The 20778-nt window shown below is 45.7% G+C and carries 19 protein-coding genes and 3 pseudogenes; 9 read left to right on the forward strand and 13 right to left on the reverse strand.

Annotation, left to right across the window (positions count from 1 at the left end):
• Positions 1-153: 153 nt before the first annotated feature.
• On the reverse strand, positions 154-291 hold the full coding sequence (locus NDA06_RS16125; RefSeq protein WP_190985825.1) for a hypothetical protein: 138 nt from the start codon (positions 289-291) through the stop codon (positions 154-156).
• A 472-nt stretch (positions 292-763) separates the two neighbouring features.
• Between NDA06_RS16125 and NDA06_RS16130 the strand changes: the two genes are divergently transcribed.
• Complete coding sequence (locus NDA06_RS16130) at positions 764-1570, forward strand: phytanoyl-CoA dioxygenase family protein (RefSeq protein ID WP_190434278.1); 807 nt, start codon at positions 764-766, stop codon at positions 1568-1570.
• 7 nt (positions 1571-1577) lie between these two features.
• Positions 1578-2597 (forward strand): glycoside hydrolase family 43 protein, encoded by a 1020-nt coding sequence (locus NDA06_RS16135; RefSeq protein WP_190985824.1) that lies wholly within the window; start codon positions 1578-1580, stop codon positions 2595-2597.
• Between the two features lie 195 nt (positions 2598-2792).
• On the opposite strand, the gene NDA06_RS16140 is transcribed toward NDA06_RS16135, so the two are convergent.
• Both NDA06_RS16140 and NDA06_RS16145 read right to left on the reverse strand, forming a co-directional pair.
• On the reverse strand, positions 2793-3899 hold the full coding sequence (locus tag NDA06_RS16140) for a HAMP domain-containing sensor histidine kinase (protein ID WP_242031243.1): 1107 nt from the start codon (positions 3897-3899) through the stop codon (positions 2793-2795).
• A 698-nt stretch (positions 3900-4597) separates the two neighbouring features.
• Positions 4598-4780: pseudogene (locus tag NDA06_RS16145) on the reverse strand (hypothetical protein); the annotation flags it as partial.
• Between the two features lie 220 nt (positions 4781-5000).
• Between NDA06_RS16145 and NDA06_RS16150 the strand changes: the two are divergent.
• The 3 genes from NDA06_RS16150 to NDA06_RS16160 all read left to right on the forward strand — a co-directional run bounded on the left by NDA06_RS16150 (position 5001) and on the right by NDA06_RS16160 (position 7119).
• Entirely contained in the window at positions 5001-5972 is a 972-nt protein-coding gene (locus NDA06_RS16150) for a sodium-dependent bicarbonate transport family permease (protein WP_190412389.1), read from the forward strand.
• A gap of 4 nt (positions 5973-5976) precedes the next feature.
• Positions 5977-6288 (forward strand): P-II family nitrogen regulator, encoded by a 312-nt coding sequence (locus NDA06_RS16155; protein WP_190412390.1) that lies wholly within the window; start codon positions 5977-5979, stop codon positions 6286-6288.
• A gap of 114 nt (positions 6289-6402) precedes the next feature.
• Positions 6403-7119 carry a carbonic anhydrase gene (locus NDA06_RS16160; RefSeq protein ID WP_190985823.1) on the forward strand — a complete coding sequence of 239 codons (717 nt, stop codon included), beginning with the start codon at positions 6403-6405 and terminating at the stop codon, positions 7117-7119.
• 639 nt (positions 7120-7758) lie between these two features.
• On the opposite strand, the gene NDA06_RS16165 is transcribed toward NDA06_RS16160, so the two are convergent.
• The 4 genes and pseudogenes from NDA06_RS16165 to NDA06_RS16180 form a co-directional block, all read right to left on the reverse strand.
• A complete protein-coding gene (locus NDA06_RS16165) occupies positions 7759-8742 on the reverse strand; it encodes a DUF5763 domain-containing protein (RefSeq protein WP_190985822.1) in 984 nt (327 codons plus the stop codon).
• Between the two features lie 351 nt (positions 8743-9093).
• Positions 9094-9582 (reverse strand): annotated as a pseudogene (locus NDA06_RS16170) (transposase family protein); the annotation flags it as partial.
• 57 nt (positions 9583-9639) lie between these two features.
• Positions 9640-9930 carry a transposase family protein gene (locus NDA06_RS16175; protein WP_242047453.1) on the reverse strand — a complete coding sequence of 97 codons (291 nt, stop codon included), beginning with the start codon at positions 9928-9930 and terminating at the stop codon, positions 9640-9642.
• 56 nt (positions 9931-9986) lie between these two features.
• Positions 9987-10181 carry a hypothetical protein gene (locus tag NDA06_RS16180; RefSeq protein ID WP_206755362.1) on the reverse strand — a complete coding sequence of 65 codons (195 nt, stop codon included), beginning with the start codon at positions 10179-10181 and terminating at the stop codon, positions 9987-9989.
• 34 nt (positions 10182-10215) lie between these two features.
• Between NDA06_RS16180 and NDA06_RS16185 the strand changes: the two are divergent.
• A pseudogene (locus NDA06_RS16185) lies at positions 10216-10445 on the forward strand (IS1 family transposase); the annotation flags it as partial.
• A gap of 220 nt (positions 10446-10665) precedes the next feature.
• Here the strand turns inward: NDA06_RS16185 and NDA06_RS16190 are convergent.
• Positions 10666-11865, reverse strand: a complete 1200-nt coding sequence (locus tag NDA06_RS16190) for a PEP-CTERM sorting domain-containing protein (protein ID WP_190985820.1) — start codon at positions 11863-11865, stop codon at positions 10666-10668.
• A gap of 635 nt (positions 11866-12500) precedes the next feature.
• A complete protein-coding gene (locus NDA06_RS16195; protein ID WP_190683874.1) occupies positions 12501-12689 on the reverse strand; it encodes a hypothetical protein in 189 nt (62 codons plus the stop codon).
• 49 nt (positions 12690-12738) lie between these two features.
• Between NDA06_RS16195 and NDA06_RS16200 the strand changes: the two genes are divergently transcribed.
• Positions 12739-14142: a sugar porter family MFS transporter gene (locus tag NDA06_RS16200; RefSeq protein ID WP_190985819.1), complete on the forward strand. Its 1404-nt coding sequence runs from the start codon at positions 12739-12741 to the stop codon at positions 14140-14142.
• Positions 14143-14232: 90 nt separating this feature from the next.
• On the opposite strand, the gene NDA06_RS16205 is transcribed toward NDA06_RS16200, so the two are convergent.
• A complete protein-coding gene (locus tag NDA06_RS16205) occupies positions 14233-16017 on the reverse strand; it encodes an ABC transporter ATP-binding protein (RefSeq protein WP_190524795.1) in 1785 nt (594 codons plus the stop codon).
• A gap of 413 nt (positions 16018-16430) precedes the next feature.
• Between NDA06_RS16205 and NDA06_RS16210 the strand changes: the two genes are divergently transcribed.
• Entirely contained in the window at positions 16431-16679 is a 249-nt protein-coding gene (locus tag NDA06_RS16210; protein WP_190524797.1) for a helix-turn-helix domain-containing protein, read from the forward strand.
• A gap of 44 nt (positions 16680-16723) precedes the next feature.
• The gene (locus NDA06_RS16215; protein WP_190524799.1) at positions 16724-17710 is read left to right on the forward strand and encodes a site-specific DNA-methyltransferase; all 987 of its coding nucleotides are present in this window, start codon (positions 16724-16726) and stop codon (positions 17708-17710) included.
• 17 nt (positions 17711-17727) lie between these two features.
• On the opposite strand, the gene NDA06_RS16220 is transcribed toward NDA06_RS16215, so the two are convergent.
• From NDA06_RS16220 to NDA06_RS16230, 3 genes are all read right to left on the reverse strand, one after another.
• On the reverse strand, positions 17728-18321 hold the full coding sequence (locus tag NDA06_RS16220; protein ID WP_190524801.1) for a restriction endonuclease: 594 nt from the start codon (positions 18319-18321) through the stop codon (positions 17728-17730).
• A gap of 129 nt (positions 18322-18450) precedes the next feature.
• The gene (locus NDA06_RS16225; RefSeq protein WP_190985827.1) at positions 18451-20202 is read right to left on the reverse strand and encodes an ABC transporter transmembrane domain-containing protein; all 1752 of its coding nucleotides are present in this window, start codon (positions 20200-20202) and stop codon (positions 18451-18453) included.
• A 147-nt stretch (positions 20203-20349) separates the two neighbouring features.
• A complete protein-coding gene (locus NDA06_RS16230) occupies positions 20350-20607 on the reverse strand; it encodes a hypothetical protein (RefSeq protein WP_190985818.1) in 258 nt (85 codons plus the stop codon).
• Positions 20608-20778 lie beyond the last annotated feature (171 nt).

Genomic DNA, 20778 nt, shown 5'->3' on the forward strand with positions numbered 1-20778 from the left:
ACTGTGTGTATGGCATCGCCCCCTCCTTAAGTTGCTCCTTGTCTCTCCTTAATTTTGCAATTCGACGATCGCCAACTGGCACACTATTTTCTCATTCATGCAGGAGGTCTAATGAAGTATATCTGAGTTTTGTCTCAGTGCGGGAAGCAATTATCAAGTATCAATTAGGCAGGCTACCACTGCCAGAGTCTCCCGGAAGTTATCTACCCGAATAGCGCGATCGCATAGCGTGCTGTAAGCATTCGCCATCTCATCGCCAGTCTTCATCCAGAGAAAAATAGTGTTGCTCAACTTGCAAAACTAACCCAAAGTTTTTTTAAGATTTCAAGTAGTGATTGCTATTCTGCATCTATCGCGGGGAATAATAGTATTAAGTAGATGACGCTATGTTTTTCTTTAGGCAATGAGGAATCAGTTTTAGTAGCAGCGATGAAACTTCGAGAAGCTAGGTCACTAAGGCTTGTGGATATGGAAATGACGATTGGACGATAGTGGTTAATAATTCAACCGTTGAGGGTGAGTGAAGATTTTACAGCTTCATTCTTTGCCTGCTGATTAAGCAGCTCGGTCACAGTTTCATCTGAAAGTTCAGGAGATTCCATAAGCGCGAAGCGTGGAAATTACTGAACTCTTGAACACCTTGTTAAGCAGTAATTATACGGAAGGTTTTGGGAGCAGCAAACTAGCTTCCTGAAACACTTTGCTCTTGAAAGCTAGATTTTACTTCAACTCTAACGCCCTGAATTGGAGCAGGAACAGCAACATGATTCAAACTACAGATACAGCTAAGTTTTCGACGACTGACCTAAATCGCTTTGCTGAAGAACTCAATCGAGATGGAATTTGTGTGATTCGGGGTCTGTTTGACAGAAGATTAATCGAAGAGTGGGGAGACGCTTTTAATGAATTATTCCAAAAGCGCCAAAATCAACCGGGTGGTCTGGCACCTCGCGAACAAGCCCGCTTCTATCTAACCTTCCCCTGGGTTGCTCCCTTTGCCAATGTAGATGTGTTTGCGAATCCAGTCATTTTGGGGATTCTCAATCGCGTATTCTACCAAGAATATAAGATGGTGCAATTGGGGGCTGATATTCCAGTCCAGGGTTCGGATTACCAAGAAATTCACCGGGACTTTCGCCCACTTTTCTCAGATCAGATAGTAACGCCACTCTACGCGCTGGCGGTTAACTTTCCACTGGTAGAAGTAACGGCGGACAATGGGCCGTTTCAAATGGCGCGGGGAACTCATGTCTTGCCTCGTGAGGAAGGGTTAGTGAAGGTCGCTGCTGGCGAAATTCCGATGGAGTCCTTTTATATGCAGCCGGGTGATGTGATGATTCGCTCGCCGTTGGCGCTACATCGAGGTTCACCAAACCGGACAAACACACCCAGACCGATGGTTGTGATGGGCTATGTGATGCATTGGCTGCATACCGCAAAAGTAGACTTGACTGTGCAACGGGACTATTATGAAAGTCTGCCAGAGGAAATAAGGGAATTACTGCGGTGCCACGTGGTAGAGCAGTTGCCAGAGAACAAAGTTGAAACCTACGTGAATTTCAAGTATTAGGACGCTAATGTCTCAATTTGAGCCGACGCCTGAAGAATTCCCTAGCAAGCGCACCTATACCAATCCGGTGTACAACGGCTATTTTGCCGATCCGTTTGTTTGGGAACACGAGGGAGTATATTACGCAATCGGCACGGGTGCAGCAGAAGCAGAGGGAGAGGTGGACGAAATCGGCAAACAGCGCGTCTTTCCCCTCTTGCGCTCTGAGGACTTTGCAAACTGGGAGTTTGCGGGTAATGCACTGCTGCGCCCAGATGCTGCTCTGGGAGATAACTATTGGGCACCCGAAGTTGCTTATTGCGATCGCAAGTTCTATCTCTACTACTCAGTAGGACACGAAGACAAGCGGCATCAGTTACGGGTTGCAACGAGCGATCGCCCGTTGGGACCTTATCAAGACATCGGTGAACCCCTCATAGACCCTGAATCGTGTTCTTTCGCCATCGATCCTCATGCCTTTCGGGATGACGATGGGCAATGGTATCTGTTCTACGCCCGCGATTTCCTGGATACAGAAGGCGGAGTAAGGGCTGGAACGGCGCTGATGGTAGACCGATTGATAGGGATGACAAAACTGGCTGGAGAGGGGAAAGTTGTTTTACGCGCCCGCTCTGACTGGCAGCGGTTTCTAGCGAACCGTTTGATGTACGGCGATCGCTATGATTGGCATACCTTAGAAGGCCCCAGTGTCCGCAAACATGGCGATCGCTACTACTGCTTTTACAGCGGTGGGCGTTGGGAAACGGAAAACTACGGTGTCGATTATGGCGTTGCAGATAGCGTCATGGGTCCTTACTCCGATGCGGGGAATGAAGCAGGACCCCGCGTATTGAAAACTGTTGTCGATCGCGTTCTCGGTCCCGGTCATAACTCGATCGTTGTCGGTCCCGATGGTAAAACTGATTACATCGCTTACCATGCTTGGGATACGGGCAGGTCAGCGCGGCGAATGTGCTTAGATAAATTGATTTGGATGGCGGACGGTCCGCGCTGCGATGGTCCCACCTGGACATCGCAGACTATCTAACAGCGAATAGCGATCGCGCTTACCGAAACCGAAGCAATTCCAGCGATTGCTGGCGGCAAGATGTCAAGTGCGATCGCTATTGAGGAGTGTCATGTATACGGGCAATTCTCTGGAAAGATTTTTAGCCTAGAATCCAGGTTACAGAAATTGGCGACCGTCCTTCTTTTCACCAAAATCAGCGAAGAACCTTAGCCACTATGCCACCTGATCGGGAACTTTGGGTAACTTGATGATAAAGCTTGTTCCCTTGCCTTCAGCGCTTTCAACTTCAATCGTCCCTTCATGTGCTTCAGTAATACTCTTTACCAAAAATAATCCTAGTCCCCATCCCGTTTGCTCCTCAGCAGAGATAGTTCGACGAAATTGTTGAAATAGGATTGATTGAGCGTCTAGGCTAATCGGATCGCCTTCATTATGGATAGTAAGGCTGATCTGCGTTTCAGTTTGCTGAAGCGTGAGTGTAATCGGCGTGCCAGACGCCCCATATTTCACAGCGTTAACTGCTAAGTTTTCAATCACCCGCCGTATTTCTTTACGGCTGCAATAACTCCTGATATCAGAATCACAAACCACAACAAACCGATCTCCATAAGCGAAGCTCAAATCCTCTACTACCTCTTGAACTAGCACCTCTAAATCGCATTCTTCAAATTCAATCTTTAAACTCTGCCCTGTCCGCAGCCGACTTGCATCAAGCAGATTTTGAATCATCGAATCCAGCCGATTGATTGCATTGAGCATCCTCGCGGCTATATCCACGTGGCTATCTCCTCGTTCCACCCGACGCAGAGTCAGTTGAGTTCCCATTTTTACAACATTAAGGGGGCCTCTGAGGTCGTGAGTTAGCGTCACCATAAATAGCTCTTGAATATCTCGCAGCGTCTCGGAGAATTGAGTGGCAGCGTCATTAACGGCTTGCTCAATGGAGTCGATAATGATGTCTCGTTCCCTCACGTCTAAAGGTGCTTCTTCCTCTAAAACTTGAAAGATGACTTGACGAAGGATGTGGTACTCGAAAATGAGTTGAGTCATGGAGTAGTCGGCATAACCGGCCCGCTCATGCCCATGCTTCTTGCCAATCCGAGTGCTTTCTACCTTGTCGGCTGCGATTCGGGCAGGTGTCCTGTCAATTCTGTTTGAGAGTTCATCTACCAGTTGGTTTAAGTACAGAGGTAGCGAATTTCGTAAAACAAGAGACTCATGATGCATTGATGCTTTGACTTCATCACGCGCCCGCTCCTCCCACAGATGCATAATTCTTTCAGCATTTTGCTTAAGACGGTCAGACGCTTGATTAGACATCGTTCTTGATTCTCTGCATGCGTGCAGGTAAGGGAAAGTTTCCAAGATGTGGGTTTGATTGAGTTTGAGCAGGTTCGGGCAGCAAGCAACAGAAGTTGCAATGCCTCTGTATACCCCGTCAAGTAGCAGACAAGGTTAAATTACCAAAGATGGTAAGTAGTTTGGACAAGCAGCAGAAAGATATAATTGTAGCGAACTGCAAACCCAAACGCTTCAAACCGCTTTCCAATACAAAACTGAAACTACATTAAATTGCAAATAAAAGGTTAGTCTAAACCCCAATAGCTGCAAATCAAATCACATTATCTGTAAACCGACTGCAAACATAATTTTGAAGCCACATTATCTGCCAATAGCTTTAGGGTAAGCGAAAAAAACTGCTCAAGGATTATTTTTAACTACTACAGTCCGATTTCTACCACTTCATTCGGGCATATATGTCTGGTCAATAAGTCCTTTTAATTCGGATACTTTTGGTAATGTATTCTAAAAACTAGCGTTGGTCAATCAAACCGCTACTTGATGAAGAGGAAAGACTTCATGCACAGAAGGAACCAGTAATGCAATTTTCTGATGGCTTTAGTGTGTATCTCTCTCAGGGTAAAATTATGTCAGTTTCGCTTCCTGACGATGAGATTTAACACCTCACTGCACTAAACGGCTGGATGAAAGCGCTTTACCAATTAGGTTGACAATTTTTAATGCGTCTGGGTCGTCATCGGTATACGAGCGATCGCCTTAGCCCAAAAACAGATTGCTGAATTCTGGCTGTCATCCTCATCGCTAAGCCTGAACGTATCGAGAAATGCCATCCACTCCTCCATCTCCTGGGGAGGTACCACCATTCTCACTACAATTCGCCCGTAATCGGCGCTGTTGTTGCAGTCGCGACTTCAGTTCTTGTCAAACCCACCTCCCGGCTGATTTCGGTAGTTAGAAAGGTTTTATTTATACTTAGTATAAAAATTTCCTATATCTTTTTAGCGGCTCAATTGCCATACAGTGGTTCTACGCAACATCTGATGCGTAGAACCACTGTGTCACTTCAGTCATGATTAAAACCTTTTTCAAATTCTTGGTTATCCAGGATGGGGAGTAGATATGGATACAAGCCTGATCGTTTCTAATATCCTAAATCCACCAATCCTATTCTTCTTTCTAGGTATGGTGGCAGTTTTTGTTAAATCGGATCTGGAAATTCCGGCTCCTTTCCCAAAGTTACTGTCACTTTATCTACTATTTTCCATTGGCTTTAAGGGAGGAGTAGAACTGATTAAAAGCGGCTTAACCCAGGAAGTGATATTCACCATGCTGGCAGCCGTATTGATGGCGTGTGCCGTCCCGATCTATACCTTTTTTATCCTGAAGCTGAAGCTGGATATCTACGATGCAGCAGCGATCGCCGCGACTTATGGCTCCATCAGTGCCGTAACTTTTATCACGGCAGGAGCTTTTTTGACCGAGTTGGGGATTGATTATGATGGTTATATGGTTGCAGCCCTAGCGCTTATGGAATCTCCGGCTATCATCGTCGGGCTGATTCTGGTCAATCTATTCACACCCAGCCAGGGAGATCGGGACTTTTCCTGGCCCGAAGTGTTGCAAGAAGCCTTCCTGAATAGCTCCGTATTTCTGCTGGTTGGTAGCCTGATCATCGGAGTCCTAACTGGAGAACGCGGTTGGCACACTTTGGAACCCTTTACTCAAGGATTGTTCTACGGTATCCTGACCTTCTTTTTGCTCGACATGGGGTTGGTTGCAGCTAGAAGGATTAAGGACTTGCAAAAAACGGGTGTTTTTCTCATTTCTTTTGCAATACTAATCCCAATCCTCAATGCAGGCATTGGAATTTTGATTGCAAAATTCATCGGAATGCCCAAGGGGGACGCGCTCTTATTTGCGGTACTTTGTGCAAGTGCTTCTTATATTGCTGTTCCCGCCGCTATGCGTTTAACGGTTCCTGAAGCGAATCCTAGCTTGTACGTTTCTACCGCACTAGCTGTAACGTTTCCTTTCAACATCATTGTCGGAATTCCCGTATATCTGTACGGCATTGAGATGCTTTGGAGATAACATCATGCATTCAGTTAAACGAATAGAAGTCATCGCAAATTCAGTTGAACTTGGCAAAATTTTAGACAGTTTAAAAAAATCAGGTGTAACCGGGCACCTAGTCATCCGAAATGTTGCCGGACAGGGGCTTAGAGGCGGTTCTGAAGATTTAGATATGACGATGCTGGATAATGTCTATGTCATCGCATTTTGTGCGCCAGAAAAACTTAAAGGTGCTGTGGAAATTATTCGACCAATCCTCAACAAGTTTGGAGGCAGCTGTTACATTTCTGATGCGATGGAAATTCGCTCGACGAGATGCGTTGCTTCGTTGTAAGGCGGCTGTTTCTATCTTCTGTGAATCTGAAGAAACTAAAAAACAAAAATAAAGTCTAGCTTCGGCTTTGAACTTTGAATCGTTTATTCTGCAACTTTTACTTCTTCAATAGCGATGAATCAAAACAATGGGTTGATGGGGCGGCGCAATTTCTTGAATTTAACGGGAAATGGCGGAATAGCACTGATGGCGGCTGTGGCGGGAAGTGCATTCTGGGGCGTGCAAGCAAACCGAGCGATCGCAGCGACCGTTGAGCCTCCCAGCCCTGATGCCGCCCTAAAACGGTTGATGGAGGGCAATCAACGGTTTGTGCAACACAAGGCTAAACATCCCGATCAATCAGAGGCACGGGTTAAAGAAATTGCCCAAGCACAACACCCTTTTGCAACGCTACTAACCTGCGCGGATTCGCGGGTATCTGCGGAAATTTTGTTTGACGAAGGACTCGGTGACTTATTTGATATCCGGGTTGCCGGAAATATCGTGACACCGGAGGTGCTTGGCAGTTTGGAATACGCTGTCGCTATCCTCGGTACTCCTGTGATTATGGTTTTAGGTCACGAACGCTGTGGTGCTGTCACTGCCGCAGTCCAGGGGGAACGTCTCCCTGGAAGCATGAATTCTTTTGTTAAAGCCATCAAACCTGCGATCGCTAAGACAAAAGATGAATCAGGCGATCCGGTTGATAACGCTGTAGTTGCAAACGTTCGGTATCAAATTGAGAAATTAAAACAAAATTCAACGATCGTTTCGGAACGATTGCTAGATGACAAGCTCAAAATTGTCGGAGGTCGTTACGATCTCGATACCGGAAAAGTCACGTTGATTTAGGATTGCGTACAGCAGGCATCTAAATTTGTGTCAACGCTGATTCCGCTGCTGTGAGCATTCGCTCTGCTGACGCTGATACTAGATAAATTCGCCCCTACTTTCTCTGCTGGATTCTGGTTGCAATAGATGAATAGGGGCGTTTGCATAGCTTGATACATAAACCTAATACTTAGCCCGTTTCCTACTCATATTTAGATGGGTTTACGCTGTTACACAAGCGCGAAATATCTTCTCTTTCATAGCCAATCTGCCATTCACATCGGAGAGCAATAAAGAGATTTTTTGACGGCTAGAAACTAAGCATTTGTAACTGATTGAGGCATTGATTCACCTCTAGTGAGATGATCTTATAGTAATTTGCTAGGGAGCATTCCAGCGAATACCTCTATTGCAAAGAGAGCATGAGCAACAAATCAAATTGCTTAGATTCGCTTCCACCATTATGTAGCGGCAATGGATGGTATAGGTAAGTTTTGATAGTTAGGTGGAAACTGAAGGTATATGACTGGCTATTACTGAGTACAGCAAAGCTGCATTGAATAGACCGATTAGCATTCCCACTCACCGGAGTCAGACAATTTCTGCAACTCAACGGTAAATTAACATCGTTCCGGCACAGTGGAATTGTTATATTTTTTGCTAAATTTTCGACTTTAAGTAATTGATAAAAGATGTACATGAAAGCAGAAAAAATCTTGCATCATCAGAAGTAAGGTTAGGCTCAATAAGCATAGCGTGTCTAATTCCACCTTCATCACTAGTATATCCATAGAGCTTTAAAAATGAATCCTTTAAGGCTGGATGAATTTTGTTGGAAGTCTCTAAAACTTTGAGGGCTTCTCCTAAAGTCGCTTTTGGCTTTCCTGTAATTGCTTTTGCAAGACTCTCCACTGCCGAAATAGATTCTTTTATTGAATTTCGATAATCAGGATTTTCTCGAGCGCTCATTAGAGTGAGCGCACATTTTAGATGGCTCGACACACCAAGAAAAGTCTTGTCAGATATTTCTTCTTCCAGCATTTCAACTTCTTGCTCAGTCGTAATATCGGTAAACACACCTCCAACAAATCTAAAGCCCGACAGTTCTCTAATTAGCACGAAATTTACTTCATTTACTAATATTTTGCTTTCAAAGTAATTGATGGTGAATTCCAAAAAATCATAAACCTCATACCATTTAAAACTATCAAAATATCTGCGTAAACCCTTGACAATTTGGTCTTTAGGTTTTGGCAGATCATCCAGTGGTTTTTTGAAGTGATCAATCCATAAAATCGTAAAAAAATTATATACACTTCTTCCGTTGTAAGTAAAAATTTCCGAACTAAAGCTATCAGAATATTCAAGTAAAAAATTTTTACTTAAAACGTTCCAAAGTGAATGTCTCAAGTTTTGACTGATTTCATCAACTTGAATGATTTCAGATACGGGTTTAAGCCCACGTCTTTCGCTAAACTTTTTAGTTGGTATTTCAAATTCAGACTGTATCTGGAGAAATTGCTTTTGAGCTACACGTTCAGCTATTGCGTCAGCATCATGAACATAACAATACCCGGAAGAACCGGCATCGCGCTTACATCTCTCACCAGACTTTGTTACACCTTTACACTTTGCTGATGACATTGCAGTTATCTTAAAAAAATTTTGAATCGATAGATATACCGCTACAGATGACACATAATTTGTTATTATGTGTAGAATTTCCTCATAATACCTTTCTTGGGGGAGATAGACGGAAATTTTCCGTTTAACAGCCCTTGGAGGATGATTAAACCGAAACTTTCCACATATGTTCCTAGCTGTTTGACTAGATACAGATGCAACCTCAAGAATAGCTCACCCTACACAGAGGTTGCGCGATAGCAGTTAGACTCTCAGGGGCGATCGCTTGTTCTATCAACCAGCAACTAGAGAATAACGGCTGTGAGTGAAGACGCTTCCCAGTGCTTGGGTTGAATAGAATTCTTGCGTGAATCAGGGGGTCTGGGAGCGGAGTAGTTCAACATTGATAATTGCAGCAATCAGATGGAAGCGCAGTCCAAATCGCTGGCGACGGTTTCGGTAACGCTCCCCGATAATGCGGAAAATCTTCAGCCGTCGATTGACATGTTCAGCAATCACTCTTAATTGTGCCAAAGAGCGGTTGTGTTGACGTTCACTGGTATCTAACGGACGCTGGGGTGGCTTCTTGGTAGGAATACAACTACAACGGTGCAGTTTGGCAATGCCCTGATAGCCTTTGTCTGCTAGACATAGTTGCTCCGAAAGCAGCGGTAGACGATGACGCTTGAACAAGCTAAAATCATGCACTCGTCCTTTGCCAAAAGCAGTGCAAAGAATCAGTCCATCCTTCTGCCTGACTGCCACTTGAGCTGCTCTCGGTATGCTGCTTTTTCTTACCACTGTAATAGGCTCTTTGTTTTTTTGGGGACGCTCAATCGGGCTTTCCGTCACATCGACGACAACGACTTCCCCACTATAGGCATTCTGGTAAAGCGTCTTCTTACCGGGTAGTCGAAACTAACCACTCTCGATCAATCGGTGTTCGACCTTTTGCACTAGGCGGCAGACCGCAGACTCGCTCAATCCCCAACTACTACCGATGTGGAAGTAGGTGCGATACTCCCGCCAATACTCCAGCACCACTAACAGTTGGTCTTCTGCGCTCAGTTTGGCTTGCCCGCCCCGTTTACCTCGTCGGTCGAGGTGAGGACGTAGCACCTCCATCATTTGCTCAAAAATATCGGGATGCACTCCGCATCGCCGCTTGAAAGCACTTGGCGTGAGTTGTTTGAGTTGTTTGTAGGTCATGCGCCTTTCCTCCTTAACCTACTTTTTCCCACCTTCCTTCTATTCACGCAAGAGGTCTAATGAAGCGATCGCGAACTCAAGTTAATATAGTCGGCTGGATCTGCATAGTTTTTAAGCACCCAGGCATTTAGTTGTCGCACCGTCGATTGCCAATCATCCGGAACTGGCATAGGTCTGCAAAAGAAGAGTGCAGCACCGAAAGCGGCAATTTTTTGGTGATTGAGAATGTTGTAGCCGCACTCCAAAGCCATCAAAGGTGCAACGGCAATTTGGGTGTTGCATAATATAGGGATAAAGTGTCCTCATTGCAATTCTACCACCATCAGTAAGAACGGTCATCAGCGCGGTAAACACGCATTACATTTGCCGTGGCTGCGGTCGTCAAGCAAGTGGAGTCTTACTCCCAGAAGGGATATTCTGATGAAATAAAGCAGCGATGTCTATCCATGTATGTTAAGGGAACGGGTTTTCGTGCCATTGAACGGCTGACCGGAGTCAATCACAATACCATTATGGATATGATCATTCTTGACCGTTTGAGAAGATGCACTTCAGGGGACAGGGCGGCATGCTAAGACAGCATCAGCACGATTCTACTTCTCTATCATTACATTTTTGGCACTACCCTCATTTTTAACCTAACAGCATTTATAAAGGCGATCGCGTAAAATGAAGGCACTTGAATTCGCCCGTGAAGACATCAGTTGTAATACCTTCACGAGTGCTACTATCTCGTTAATTGATAACTGTATCTTCTGCGTGCAAGCAGTGGTTTTTCCGCTTGGACTTTTGTAGAAAGACCGCGCAGAATGTACCAAGTGCAAACAAACTTATTGTAGCTGTCGGTTCTGGTACAGATGCAATTGATGTAATGCCAATTGGACGCTGAAGATTACTGTTAGTTGAGACAAAGACTGCACCTTGATTACCTGCCGAAGGTTGAGCATTCCCTGTTACGCTGTCATATCGTAGAATCGCTCCATAATCGTTTTTGGTAAAGTCAAAACCAACAGTAAAGAGGGTATTTCCAATGAAAGTCAGATTGCCAATAAAGTTATTGCTAAAACCTCCAGGGATTGAAGTATAGTCAGTTGGAATGGTCGCTTTTAATGCTCCTGAATTAATGTCATAAGCCCGAAGTCCATTTGCAAAGTCAGTTGCGAACAAATCTCCCTTGGGGCTAAGTGCTAAACCCAGAAAACTGACGAAGTTAAAACTGTTGGGAAGTGGAGTAGCTGAATCTACTAGAACAGCAGACTGTTTCGTTTTAATGTCATAACTCAATATTTGGCTGGGAAGTCCCTGGCTAAAGTCAGGAACAAACTCTCCAGGTGAAATGATGCCATCTGTGTTAGCATCACCAGCTATGGCAACGCTACCCTGAGTAGAAACGAGCAACTTACCATCAGGTGTAAATAACAAATCATTCGGGCCATTTAAACCACCGGGCAATCTATTTCCTGAAGCAAAGACATCTACAAATGCACCTGTTGTAGCGTTATAACGCAAGATTGTGTCTGTAAGAAAGCTACTCACATAAAGATAGCCATCAGGCCCAAATACCATACCATAGGGACGAGTTAGATTTCCCCCTGAAGCAAATACATCGATGAATGCACCTGTCTTGCCGTTGTAGCGCAATATCTGTCCTGTAGAACTACTACCACTGCTGATATAGAGATTTCCATCAGGACCAAATACTAAATCATCTGGGTTAGATAAGCCACCACTACCAGGGGCAATAAAATCACCCAAAAACTTTCCTGTCTTATCGTCATAACGCACTACATTGTTGGTTTTAGTATTACCAATTAATAAGGCAGCATCTGCTCCAGAAGCTCCAAGGTCTAAAATGGCAGCTGTACTTAAAGTAATTAAAGCTGACAGGTTCAGTAGCTTGATGAATGGTTTAAATGTAAAAGTTTTAGTTTTCATAAGGCTCCTCCCATAGATTTAGGCTTGTATCTGTTAGACAAAAAATACCTCAAATTTGTCAGTGAAAGCGTAGCTTTACGCAATATTTACCGTATTGTTGCGTAAGCTTTACAGAAAAATGTTATTAATTAAACTTGGGATACTGGCGTAAGGTGGAGGAACACCCTTCAGCCCAGCAAACGGATTTTGGAGCGAGTAGGGATGAAATGAAACTGAAATTAACGATCTATCAGAAAGCTAGGGAGTGCTTAATGTTACCGCAAAACGCACTGGTGAACGGACTGATGGTGAAGAGAAATTTGATTCGGTGACACTTGCGATCGCATCTGGTACATGAATGCGTTTTCACAGGTCGCGTAGTCTGTCAATTTGCTTCTAGATAACTCTCCTTGCGATCGCTCTTAAATACTATTTACAACCTGACGCTCCTATATTTTGGGATATTTACTCTTAATCAGGTATTTATGTTAAGTTTATTCGCTAAATCTTACATTTTCTTACGCTTTCGTAGGTTTAATCCTAAAGATTGATGCTAGTCAGAAGGTAGGATCAAACAATGTTCTCATGGTGAGAAATAAATTTACATCTTTCTGATAACCCGGTTTATCCCATTTCTCACATTAAACACAGACTAGCTATCGAAGCTGAACCAGGAGAACAATCCGATCGTTGTCTCCGGAGTTCACAAAAGTAGAAATTGCCGTAGTACATAAGCGATCGCGCAACGTACTGGAGGTAATCGCCAAGCGATAGAAAGCTACCACGATAGGTTGCTGGCTATCGCTTGGCAGGCTTTGCGTTTCAAAGTTTGTATGGATAAGCAAATCGAAATCAATTTAGCTTTGCATTTGCGTTTGACTTAGGGATTAACAAATGACTATTCACAACAAACCTGTTATGCCGAAAGCCAGCACATCCTATGTGCTGATGCTGGCGCTGGTAGCTGCGATTGGCGGCTTTTTATTTGGTTTTGATACTGCCGTAATTAATGGTGCGGTAGCGGCTTTGGGAAAAGAGTTTCAAGTGGGTAGTGTGGCAACGGGATTTGCCGTTTCCTCCGCACTACTGGGTTCAGCAGTGGGAGCCTTCTTTGCCGGACAGCTCGCCGATCGCTATGGGCGGGTAAAGACGATGATCGTCGCGGCTATTATGTTTTTTATCAGCGCCGTAGGTTCCGGTATTGCCTTTACTATTTGGGATTTCATGGTTTGGCGATTGGTGGGCGGGGTAGCAGTTGGTGCTGCGAGCGTTATCGCCCCCGCCTACATTGCTGAAGTCTCCCCTGCACACCTGCGCGGACGACTCGGTTCTCTCCAGCAACTTGCGATCGTTACCGGGATATTCATTGCCTTGCTGTGCGACTACTTCATCGCTGTTGCTGCTGGTTCCGCCGAAGCGCCCTTCTGGTTTGGAGTCCCGGCTTGGCGTTGGATGTTCTGGACTGAGATCCCAGCTGCCATTGCCTATGCAGTAGGCGCACTGCGGATTCCAGAATCACCCCGCTACTTGGTCGCTCAAGGACGGGAAGCAGAAGCAGCTTCGGTTTTGGCAAAGGTTTTGGGTGGAGATGTTGAGGCGAAAGTACAGGAGATTCGGCAGACGGTATTGCGGGAACGCAAACCTCAACTGTCCGATCTCATGGGTAGGCATGGCTTACTCACGATAGTCTGGGTTGGTATTGGGTTATCTGTTCTACAACAGTTGGTAGGGATTAACGTGATTTTCTACTACAGCAGCGTGCTGTGGCAGGCGGTAGGCTTTTCCGAGAAGGATTCGCTGTGGATTACGGTGATTACCAGTATCACCAATATTGTGACAACGCTAGTCGCGATCGCTTTCGTGGACAAGTTTGGACGCAAACCTCTGCTGATCCTGGGTTCTCTGGGCATGACTCTTACCCTAGGAACGCTGGCGGCAACTTTTGGCAGTGCGCCCCTAGATGCCGCCGGGAACCCCTCCCTAACCGGAAACTCTGGCATCATTGCCTTGCTAGCTGCTAACCTCTACGTCTTCTGCTTCGGCTTCTCTTGGGGACCCGTCGTTTGGGTGATGCTAGGGGAGATGTTTAACAATCGGATTCGCGGGGCGGCACTATCCGTCGCTGCTGCGGCTCAGTGGATTGCCAACTTTGCGGTGTCCACGACCTTTCCCCCTCTCAAGGATGTGGGTTTAGGCTTTGCCTATGGCTTGTATGCGACTGCTGCGGCGATTTCCTTGTTCTTCGTGCTGCTGCTGATAAAAGAAACCAAGGGTAAAGAACTAGAGGAAATGGTGTAGTATCGACTTTCACCGCAGGTTCTTTGGTTATCGGCGGTAATTGAGCAGAGTGCGATCGCGCTAAGTTTTAACCAGCATCCTTGCACCACCCTATTGAGTAGAATTTGCACCCAGTTGAAGTGCATAGAGATTGGCATAGACACCTTGTTGAGCGATGAGTTCTGCGTGAGTACCTCGTTCCACAATTTGTCCTTGCTGAATCACTAACACTTGATCGGCTTGCGTTACTGTACTGAGGCGGTGGGCAATCACAAAGCTGGTGCGACTTTGGAGTAGACGCGCGATCGCATCCTGCACCAGCGCTTCTGTGCGAGTATCAATACTACTGGTAGCTTCATCCAGAATCAAAATTCGAGGGTCAATTAATACAGCACGGGCAATACTTACCAGCTGGCGCTGTCCTTGGCTCAGAGGCGCACCCCGTTCTCCCAATTGAGTCGCGTATCCTTGCGGCAAGGAAATGATAAATTCATGCACATTGGCTAATTGCGCCGCTGCTTCAATATCGGCTTGCGTAGCGTGGGGACAGCCGAAAGCAATATTTTCTGCAACTGTACCGCTGAACAAAATATTGTCTTGTAAAACAATGCCAATTTGACGGCGCAAACTCGCCTGCGTCACGCTCCGCACATCAATCCCATCAATTTTAACTGCGCCGCCAGACACATCGTAGAAGCGCAGAATTAAGTTAATAATCGTACTTTTACCCGCTCCAGTTGGTCCCACCAATGCAATCATCTGTCCCGGTTGAGCGTGCAGATTCACCCCTTTGAGTACGAGTTGAGTAGGGGTATAGCCAAATGTCACCGCTTCAAATCGCACCTCACCCTGAATAGGCGGCATCTCAGTCGCATTCGGTGCATCATTCAGTTGGGAAGGTTCATCTAACAGCAGAAAAATCCGCTCCAAACCTGCCATCGCAGATTGAGCTTGGGTGTAAAACTGGCTGAGAATTTGGATAGGGCGAAAGAACTGCTGAACGTAGAGTAAAAAGGAAGTCACCACCCCCACAGTTGCGGCTCCTGTTACCGCCAGATAGCCTCCATACGCCAGCACTGCGGCGGTAGCTAATGTATTGAGAAAGTCAATCGACGGCAAAAATGCAGCCGTAATTGCCACTGCTTCAACGTTGGCATCGCGATTGGCTGCGTTGACAACATCAAACTCTTCAATATTGAGTTGGATGCGATTAAATGCTTGTGCTTCCCGGACACTGCTGATCCCTTCTTCTAGCTTGGCGGAAAGATCGCCGATTGTCTGCCGCGTGACGCGAAATCTCGCTCTTGCCCAGCGGGAAAACAAGCCAGTCGTGAAAATCATCAACGGCACCGCTAAATTGCTCAGCAAACCAAGTTTCAGATCGATTGAGAGCATGGCAATAATAATGCCAATTAAGCTGAACGTGTTGCCCAACATTTGGGCAATCGTCTGTCCAAACGCTTGATTCACTGTATTCACATCATTCAGCAAGCGGCTCATCAAATCACCCGCTTCGCTGCGATCGAAAAAGCTGATCGGAAGGCTTTGGATTTTAATAAAAATATCTTGCCGCAGTTGAGCCAGTACGCGCTGCACGATCGAACCCACGCGCATAATCTGTCCTCGAATTGCCCAAACACCGAGGATGTAGATCAGTCCCAGTACCCCCAACATCAATAACAATCCCCGCAGATTTCCCCGCGTAATCAGATTGTCAATAGACCAACCAATCAAGAAGGGGCCAATGGATTGCGTTGCAGCCCCAATCGCCACTAAGGTTAAGGCAATGGGAATTTCTTTCCGATAGGGTCGGAGATATCGTAAAAAGCGCCGCAGGGTTGAGAGTTGGTGAGTTGCTTTTTGCTCGGATGCGACAACGGGACCTGGGACTCTCATGCTTTTTTCCCAACTTATTTTTTCACTTCGCTATCGTATCGTCTGGAAGGACTCTCTCAAACCTACATCCGTCATAGCTCACTATTTGTTATGGCATAATTTGACATTATGTAGGCTGTGAGGCTTGGAGGAATTCTTATGACCTGGTGGCTATAGTACAGTCAGCGAGTATTTTTGCAAGTTAATCCGTCAGGATCGAGCACGAAAAGCGAAGGAACGGCTGGAATCAGTTCTACTGGAAGGGTTAGAGTTCGCTCCGGCAACACCAATGACAGACCAATACTGGGAGAATGTGCCTCAAGCAATACGCGATCGCATTTCTCAGCGAAATTAAGAGCTTACAGATAGTTGAAGTCACAAATGCAATATTGACGAAGGATTTGTGAGATCAAAGCACCCTTTTAGCTTATCGTATGACAGACCTTGCTTCAAAGGACAGCCCTGACTTACTTTCTGTAGCTCAAACAGCTTTGCTGCTATGCGTAACTCGTCAGCGAGTTCACGACCTGATTAAGAATGGTCAGATTGTAGCTCACAAACTTGGGCGTTACTACTACATAGAAGCTGCTGAAGTAGAGAGATATAAGAATCAACCTATGGGGAAACCCTATCAGCCACGGAGTACAACTTCTGAACCAAACTCTATTGACAAAGGACAATAGAGTTTGTAGGCTCAAGCTATACTAATGTACTAAAGGTTAGATAAATGCTTCCTTTTCAACTGATTGCAACTGATGTTGCAACTCAACAAGAATTACAACAGGTTTACATTAGTGAGCATGGCATCCTCTATCAAGGAGACTGCCTTAAACTTCTGTCAGCATTGCCTAATGAGTCTGTAAATCTTGTATTTGCCGATCCACCCTTTAATCTTGGAAAAGAATACGGTGAAGGAGTAAGCGATCGGATGGAGTTAGACAAATATCTAGTCTGGTCGCAACAGTGGCTGGGGGAGAGCATCCGAGTACTTAAACCTGGTGGAAGTTTATTTGTATTCAACCTACCTAAATGGTGCATAGAGTATGGTGCATACCTCAATCAGAAAGGAATGTGGTTTCGGCATTGGATTGCTTGCAGAATGCCGAAAGCTTTTCCTCGTGGTAAAAAGATGTCTCCCGCTCACTACGGATTACTCTATTACACTAAAGGAGAACCAGCAGTCTTCAACAAAGTTTACACACCCATTCAAGTTTGTCGGCATTGTGGCGGAGAAATTCGTGACTATGGCGGACATCGAAAAAAGCTCAATGAAAAAGGCATCAACTTAATGGATGTCTGGGATATGCCAGAGGATGTTTGGGAGGATGCCCCTGAGCCTGATTCTAGTGAAGTTTTATGGACATTAACCGAGGAAATGTGGACTGATATTCCACCAGTTCGGCATCGTCGGCATAAAAAACGAATCCCCAACGAACTGGCTCCCATTATGTTAGAACGGATTATTGCAATGGCATCTAATCCCGGTGAGATTGTGGTTGATCCATTTGGAGGTTCTGGTACTACATTTTACGCAGCAGAAAAACTACACCGTTACTGGATTGGTTCAGAAATTGGGGATACAGAGCCAGCAGTAGAACGATTGACTGATTTGGTTAATGGAATTATAGAGGAATGGGAATCAGCAAGGGGAAGCAAGAAATTGAAGCAACGCAAAACTATTGCATCACAACTGCCAATTCCTTACTCTACATAGCTTCCGTGCAGAACGATTCAGACTAATGCACGACCATCTGTTCCTTTGGTAATCGTTGGTACGTTGTTATCTACTCGATCGTGTTCAATTACAAAGATTGCTAGAAAACCTTCTTCTATCCTGACTGCCCGCCAAACATCAAAGTATGGCTCCAACTCTTCATAGTTGCCAATCCGATCGGTTAGGTAAGGATAGAGTTTTCTACTTGGGAGTACCAAAACAGTTCCTAGAAAAACACCACGTAGCAATCCAAGAACCATTTTATTGACTGCTCGATGGCTTGAGGAGATATTACCCGTTTCCCACTCAAGAGCAAAAAGGTGGTTGTCAATGACTTTTGTGGCATCTACCTTTCCTGGCGAGCGGGTTGCATAGTTAATTGAAGTTTCTAGCCTCCATCCGTATCTGTCCCTCAACGCGATCGTGCAAGCTTGTTTAATTGGCTTAACGCCATTACCATGCTTAGTTGGATTGATTGTAAAGCTTGATGTACCAGGAGGATGAACGATTAGAGAGACAGCATCACGAATTTCAGCGCGAATGATAGACCAATCGCTTGATTCTTCAAAACTGCCAACGCTGATTAAGGAAACCTCTTGAACAATCTTCATCCTGACTACTCATATAACTTTGTTACGCAAGAGTAGTACAGTTCTGCCTATTTGGTCGGAGAATTAAGCTGAGTTCCTGCATTGTCCCACAGACAACCCGAACAAGGTGACATTCAAATTATCTTGAGACTAAATTGCTCCACTTTCAATCTTTCGCTTCACCTGGGACTCCAAAATTGCCCCATAAAGGGGACTATTTTGCATCAACTCTTCATGGGTTCCTTGCGCTACCAATCGTCCTTTATCCATCAACAAAATCCGATCGGCATTCCGCACGGTACTAATGCGTTGAGCGATCGCAAAGGTCGTGCAAGCTTTTTGGCGCATCAGGCGATCAAGTTCCTCCTGAATCTGGGCAGCGGTTCTGGCATCTACGGCAGAAGTGCTGTCATCGAGGATGAGAATGCTGTAATCTGTCAGCAATGTGCGAGCGATCGCGATCCGTTGCTTTTGTCCGCCCGATAAGCCTACACCCCGTTCTCCAACTATCGTTTCGTAACCATCGGGCAAGCTGGTAATAAAGTCATGCATTTGCGTAGCTTTTGCGACTTCAATGACTTGCTCCAAGTCTGCATCAGGCTTAGCATAAGCAATATTTTCGCGGATGGTGCCAGAGAACAGCGTAGTTTCCTGAAATACGATGCCAATATGCGATCGCAAACTTGTTAGGGTGAAATCTCGCACATCTCGTCCATCAATGCGAACTGATCCCGCCGTGACATCATAGAAGCGCGGAATCAGGTTGATAATTGTGCTTTTCCCGGAACCAGTCATCCCCAGAATGGCGATGAGTTCTTTCGGTTTAGTTTCAAAGGAAACACCTTTCAGGGCTTCTGTGGTGGCTCCTGGATAGCGGAACGAGACATTTTCAAATGTAATTCTACCGCCGCAAGTTTCAAAAGGGACAGCACCAGGGCGATCGCGAATTTCAATCTCTGCATCCACCACTTCATAGACTCGTTCGGCAGATGCTGCCGCTTGCGCGATCGCGGGAGCCGCAAATCCTATTAATAAAACGGGTTGAAGAATCAACAGCAAGTAAGAGTTAAACGCTACCAATTCTCCAATTGAAAACCGATTTTCAATGACCTCTGCACCCCCATAACCGATGACAACGACTGTCACCAAGTTACTGAGCAAAAAGATGAACGGAAAAGTATCGCGGATGGCGCGAATGGTCTTCATGTTGGTCACGATCAAAGCATCATTCAGCGTCGTGTAACGCTTTGCTTCTGCTGATTCTCGGACAAACGCTTTTACTACTCGCACGCCCAGCAAGTTTTCTTGCAATACAGTATTCAGATTGCCGAGTTGCTCCTGAACTTGCCCGAACAACCGGCTATTTTTGGTGAGAAATTGCGCCAACAACCATCCTGAGATTGGCACGACTGTTAGCGTAATCAGCGCCAGTTGCCAGTTCATTAACAGCAGGATTGTGGCAATGCTTAGAAGCGTGATGACTGCACCGATCACCTGCATCAGGCTCGTACTCAGGAACGTGCGGATTTGCTCAATATCGCTCGTGACGCGAGTTAGCAGTTGCGAAGTCTGGGATTGGTCGTGGTAGCTGAAACTGAGGTTTTGAATCTTGCTGAAAATCTTGTTCCGCAGATCGTAGGCAACCCCTTGAGATGCGGTTTCTGCCCAAAAGCTTTGTCCAAAGTTAAACAACCCACGCGCGATCGCAGCAACGACCATCCATCCAGCGCTGTAGAACACAATTTGGAGGTTTCGCTGGGCAATCCCTCCATCGATTCCCCAGCGAAACAGTTGGGGAGTGACGGCATAAGCAGTCGTTAAGAGCAAGGAACTGAGCAACGCCCCTATCGAGATCCAACGGTAGGCGCTTAAACTTCCCAGCACGCGCTGAAGCGGCTGCATTGATGACTTGTTTTGGAGTTCTGATTGCTGAACCAATAGAATTCACCCTTCCGTATTTAGAAAAGTCTCTCCTGACTAAGATTAACGAAGATTTGATAGAAAAAAGCTGCAATCCTCAAGGGCGAGCTGCTTTGCATAACAGTCGCCTCACACCTCACTCAAGTCGCGATCGCATCTTGCACTAAGCCGTAACACTAAGCCGTAAGCCCTCACAATAGAATTCTGGGGCGATCGCATTCCCAGCTTTAAAAGCGCAGACTCACCGAAAATCAAGGATTTTATAACCTGCGTAGCCAGGTTTTGTTTGTGTGCTTGCGATCGCTGTGCGGTTTCAATCACCAGGTTGCAAGATGCGAGGAAACCCACCCACGGCAATACCTCGTCTACCCACCGCATCGAAGTCACCGGAAATCTATAGCAACTCTCGTTTGGGTGCCATACATCTATAGCGGCATAGCAATTAAAAAGCCTCTATCGAACGTTAGAACCGCCATCTATTCCACCTAACTGAAAAATGCTGTATATGCGATCGCAATCTTTCCCGGTCGTCCCACGCTCAAAGCATTACACTGAGTG

Origin of the sequence: Trichocoleus sp. ST-U1 (assembly GCF_039961835.1) — a bacterium.
Taxonomy (GTDB): Bacteria; Cyanobacteriota; Cyanobacteriia; order Cyanobacteriales; family FACHB-T130; genus FACHB-T130.

What these genes read in the sequence shown, in the direction of transcription:
- NDA06_RS16190 (WP_190985820.1), bottom strand. Translation starts at nt 11,865, where the DNA reads ATGAAAACTAAAACTTTTACATTTAAACCATTCATCAAGCTACTGAAC.
- NDA06_RS16140 (WP_242031243.1), bottom strand. Translation starts at nt 3,899, where the DNA reads ATGTCTAATCAAGCGTCTGACCGTCTTAAGCAAAATGCTGAAAGAATT.
- NDA06_RS16215 (WP_190524799.1), top strand. Translation starts at nt 16,724, where the DNA reads ATGCTTCCTTTTCAACTGATTGCAACTGATGTTGCAACTCAACAAGAA.
- NDA06_RS16150 (WP_190412389.1), top strand. Translation starts at nt 5,001, where the DNA reads ATGGATACAAGCCTGATCGTTTCTAATATCCTAAATCCACCAATCCTA.
- NDA06_RS16130 (WP_190434278.1), top strand. Translation starts at nt 764, where the DNA reads ATGATTCAAACTACAGATACAGCTAAGTTTTCGACGACTGACCTAAAT.
- NDA06_RS16220 (WP_190524801.1), bottom strand. Translation starts at nt 18,321, where the DNA reads ATGAAGATTGTTCAAGAGGTTTCCTTAATCAGCGTTGGCAGTTTTGAA.
- NDA06_RS16165 (WP_190985822.1), bottom strand. Translation starts at nt 8,742, where the DNA reads ATGTCATCAGCAAAGTGTAAAGGTGTAACAAAGTCTGGTGAGAGATGT.
- NDA06_RS16175 (WP_242047453.1), bottom strand. Translation starts at nt 9,930, where the DNA reads ATGACCTACAAACAACTCAAACAACTCACGCCAAGTGCTTTCAAGCGG.
- NDA06_RS16225 (WP_190985827.1), bottom strand. Translation starts at nt 20,202, where the DNA reads ATGCAGCCGCTTCAGCGCGTGCTGGGAAGTTTAAGCGCCTACCGTTGG.
- NDA06_RS16155 (WP_190412390.1), top strand. Translation starts at nt 5,977, where the DNA reads ATGCATTCAGTTAAACGAATAGAAGTCATCGCAAATTCAGTTGAACTT.
- NDA06_RS16135 (WP_190985824.1), top strand. Translation starts at nt 1,578, where the DNA reads ATGTCTCAATTTGAGCCGACGCCTGAAGAATTCCCTAGCAAGCGCACC.
- NDA06_RS16200 (WP_190985819.1), top strand. Translation starts at nt 12,739, where the DNA reads ATGACTATTCACAACAAACCTGTTATGCCGAAAGCCAGCACATCCTAT.
- NDA06_RS16210 (WP_190524797.1), top strand. Translation starts at nt 16,431, where the DNA reads ATGACAGACCTTGCTTCAAAGGACAGCCCTGACTTACTTTCTGTAGCT.
- NDA06_RS16160 (WP_190985823.1), top strand. Translation starts at nt 6,403, where the DNA reads ATGAATCAAAACAATGGGTTGATGGGGCGGCGCAATTTCTTGAATTTA.
- NDA06_RS16205 (WP_190524795.1), bottom strand. Translation starts at nt 16,017, where the DNA reads ATGAGAGTCCCAGGTCCCGTTGTCGCATCCGAGCAAAAAGCAACTCAC.
- NDA06_RS16180 (WP_206755362.1), bottom strand. Translation starts at nt 10,181, where the DNA reads ATGGCTTTGGAGTGCGGCTACAACATTCTCAATCACCAAAAAATTGCC.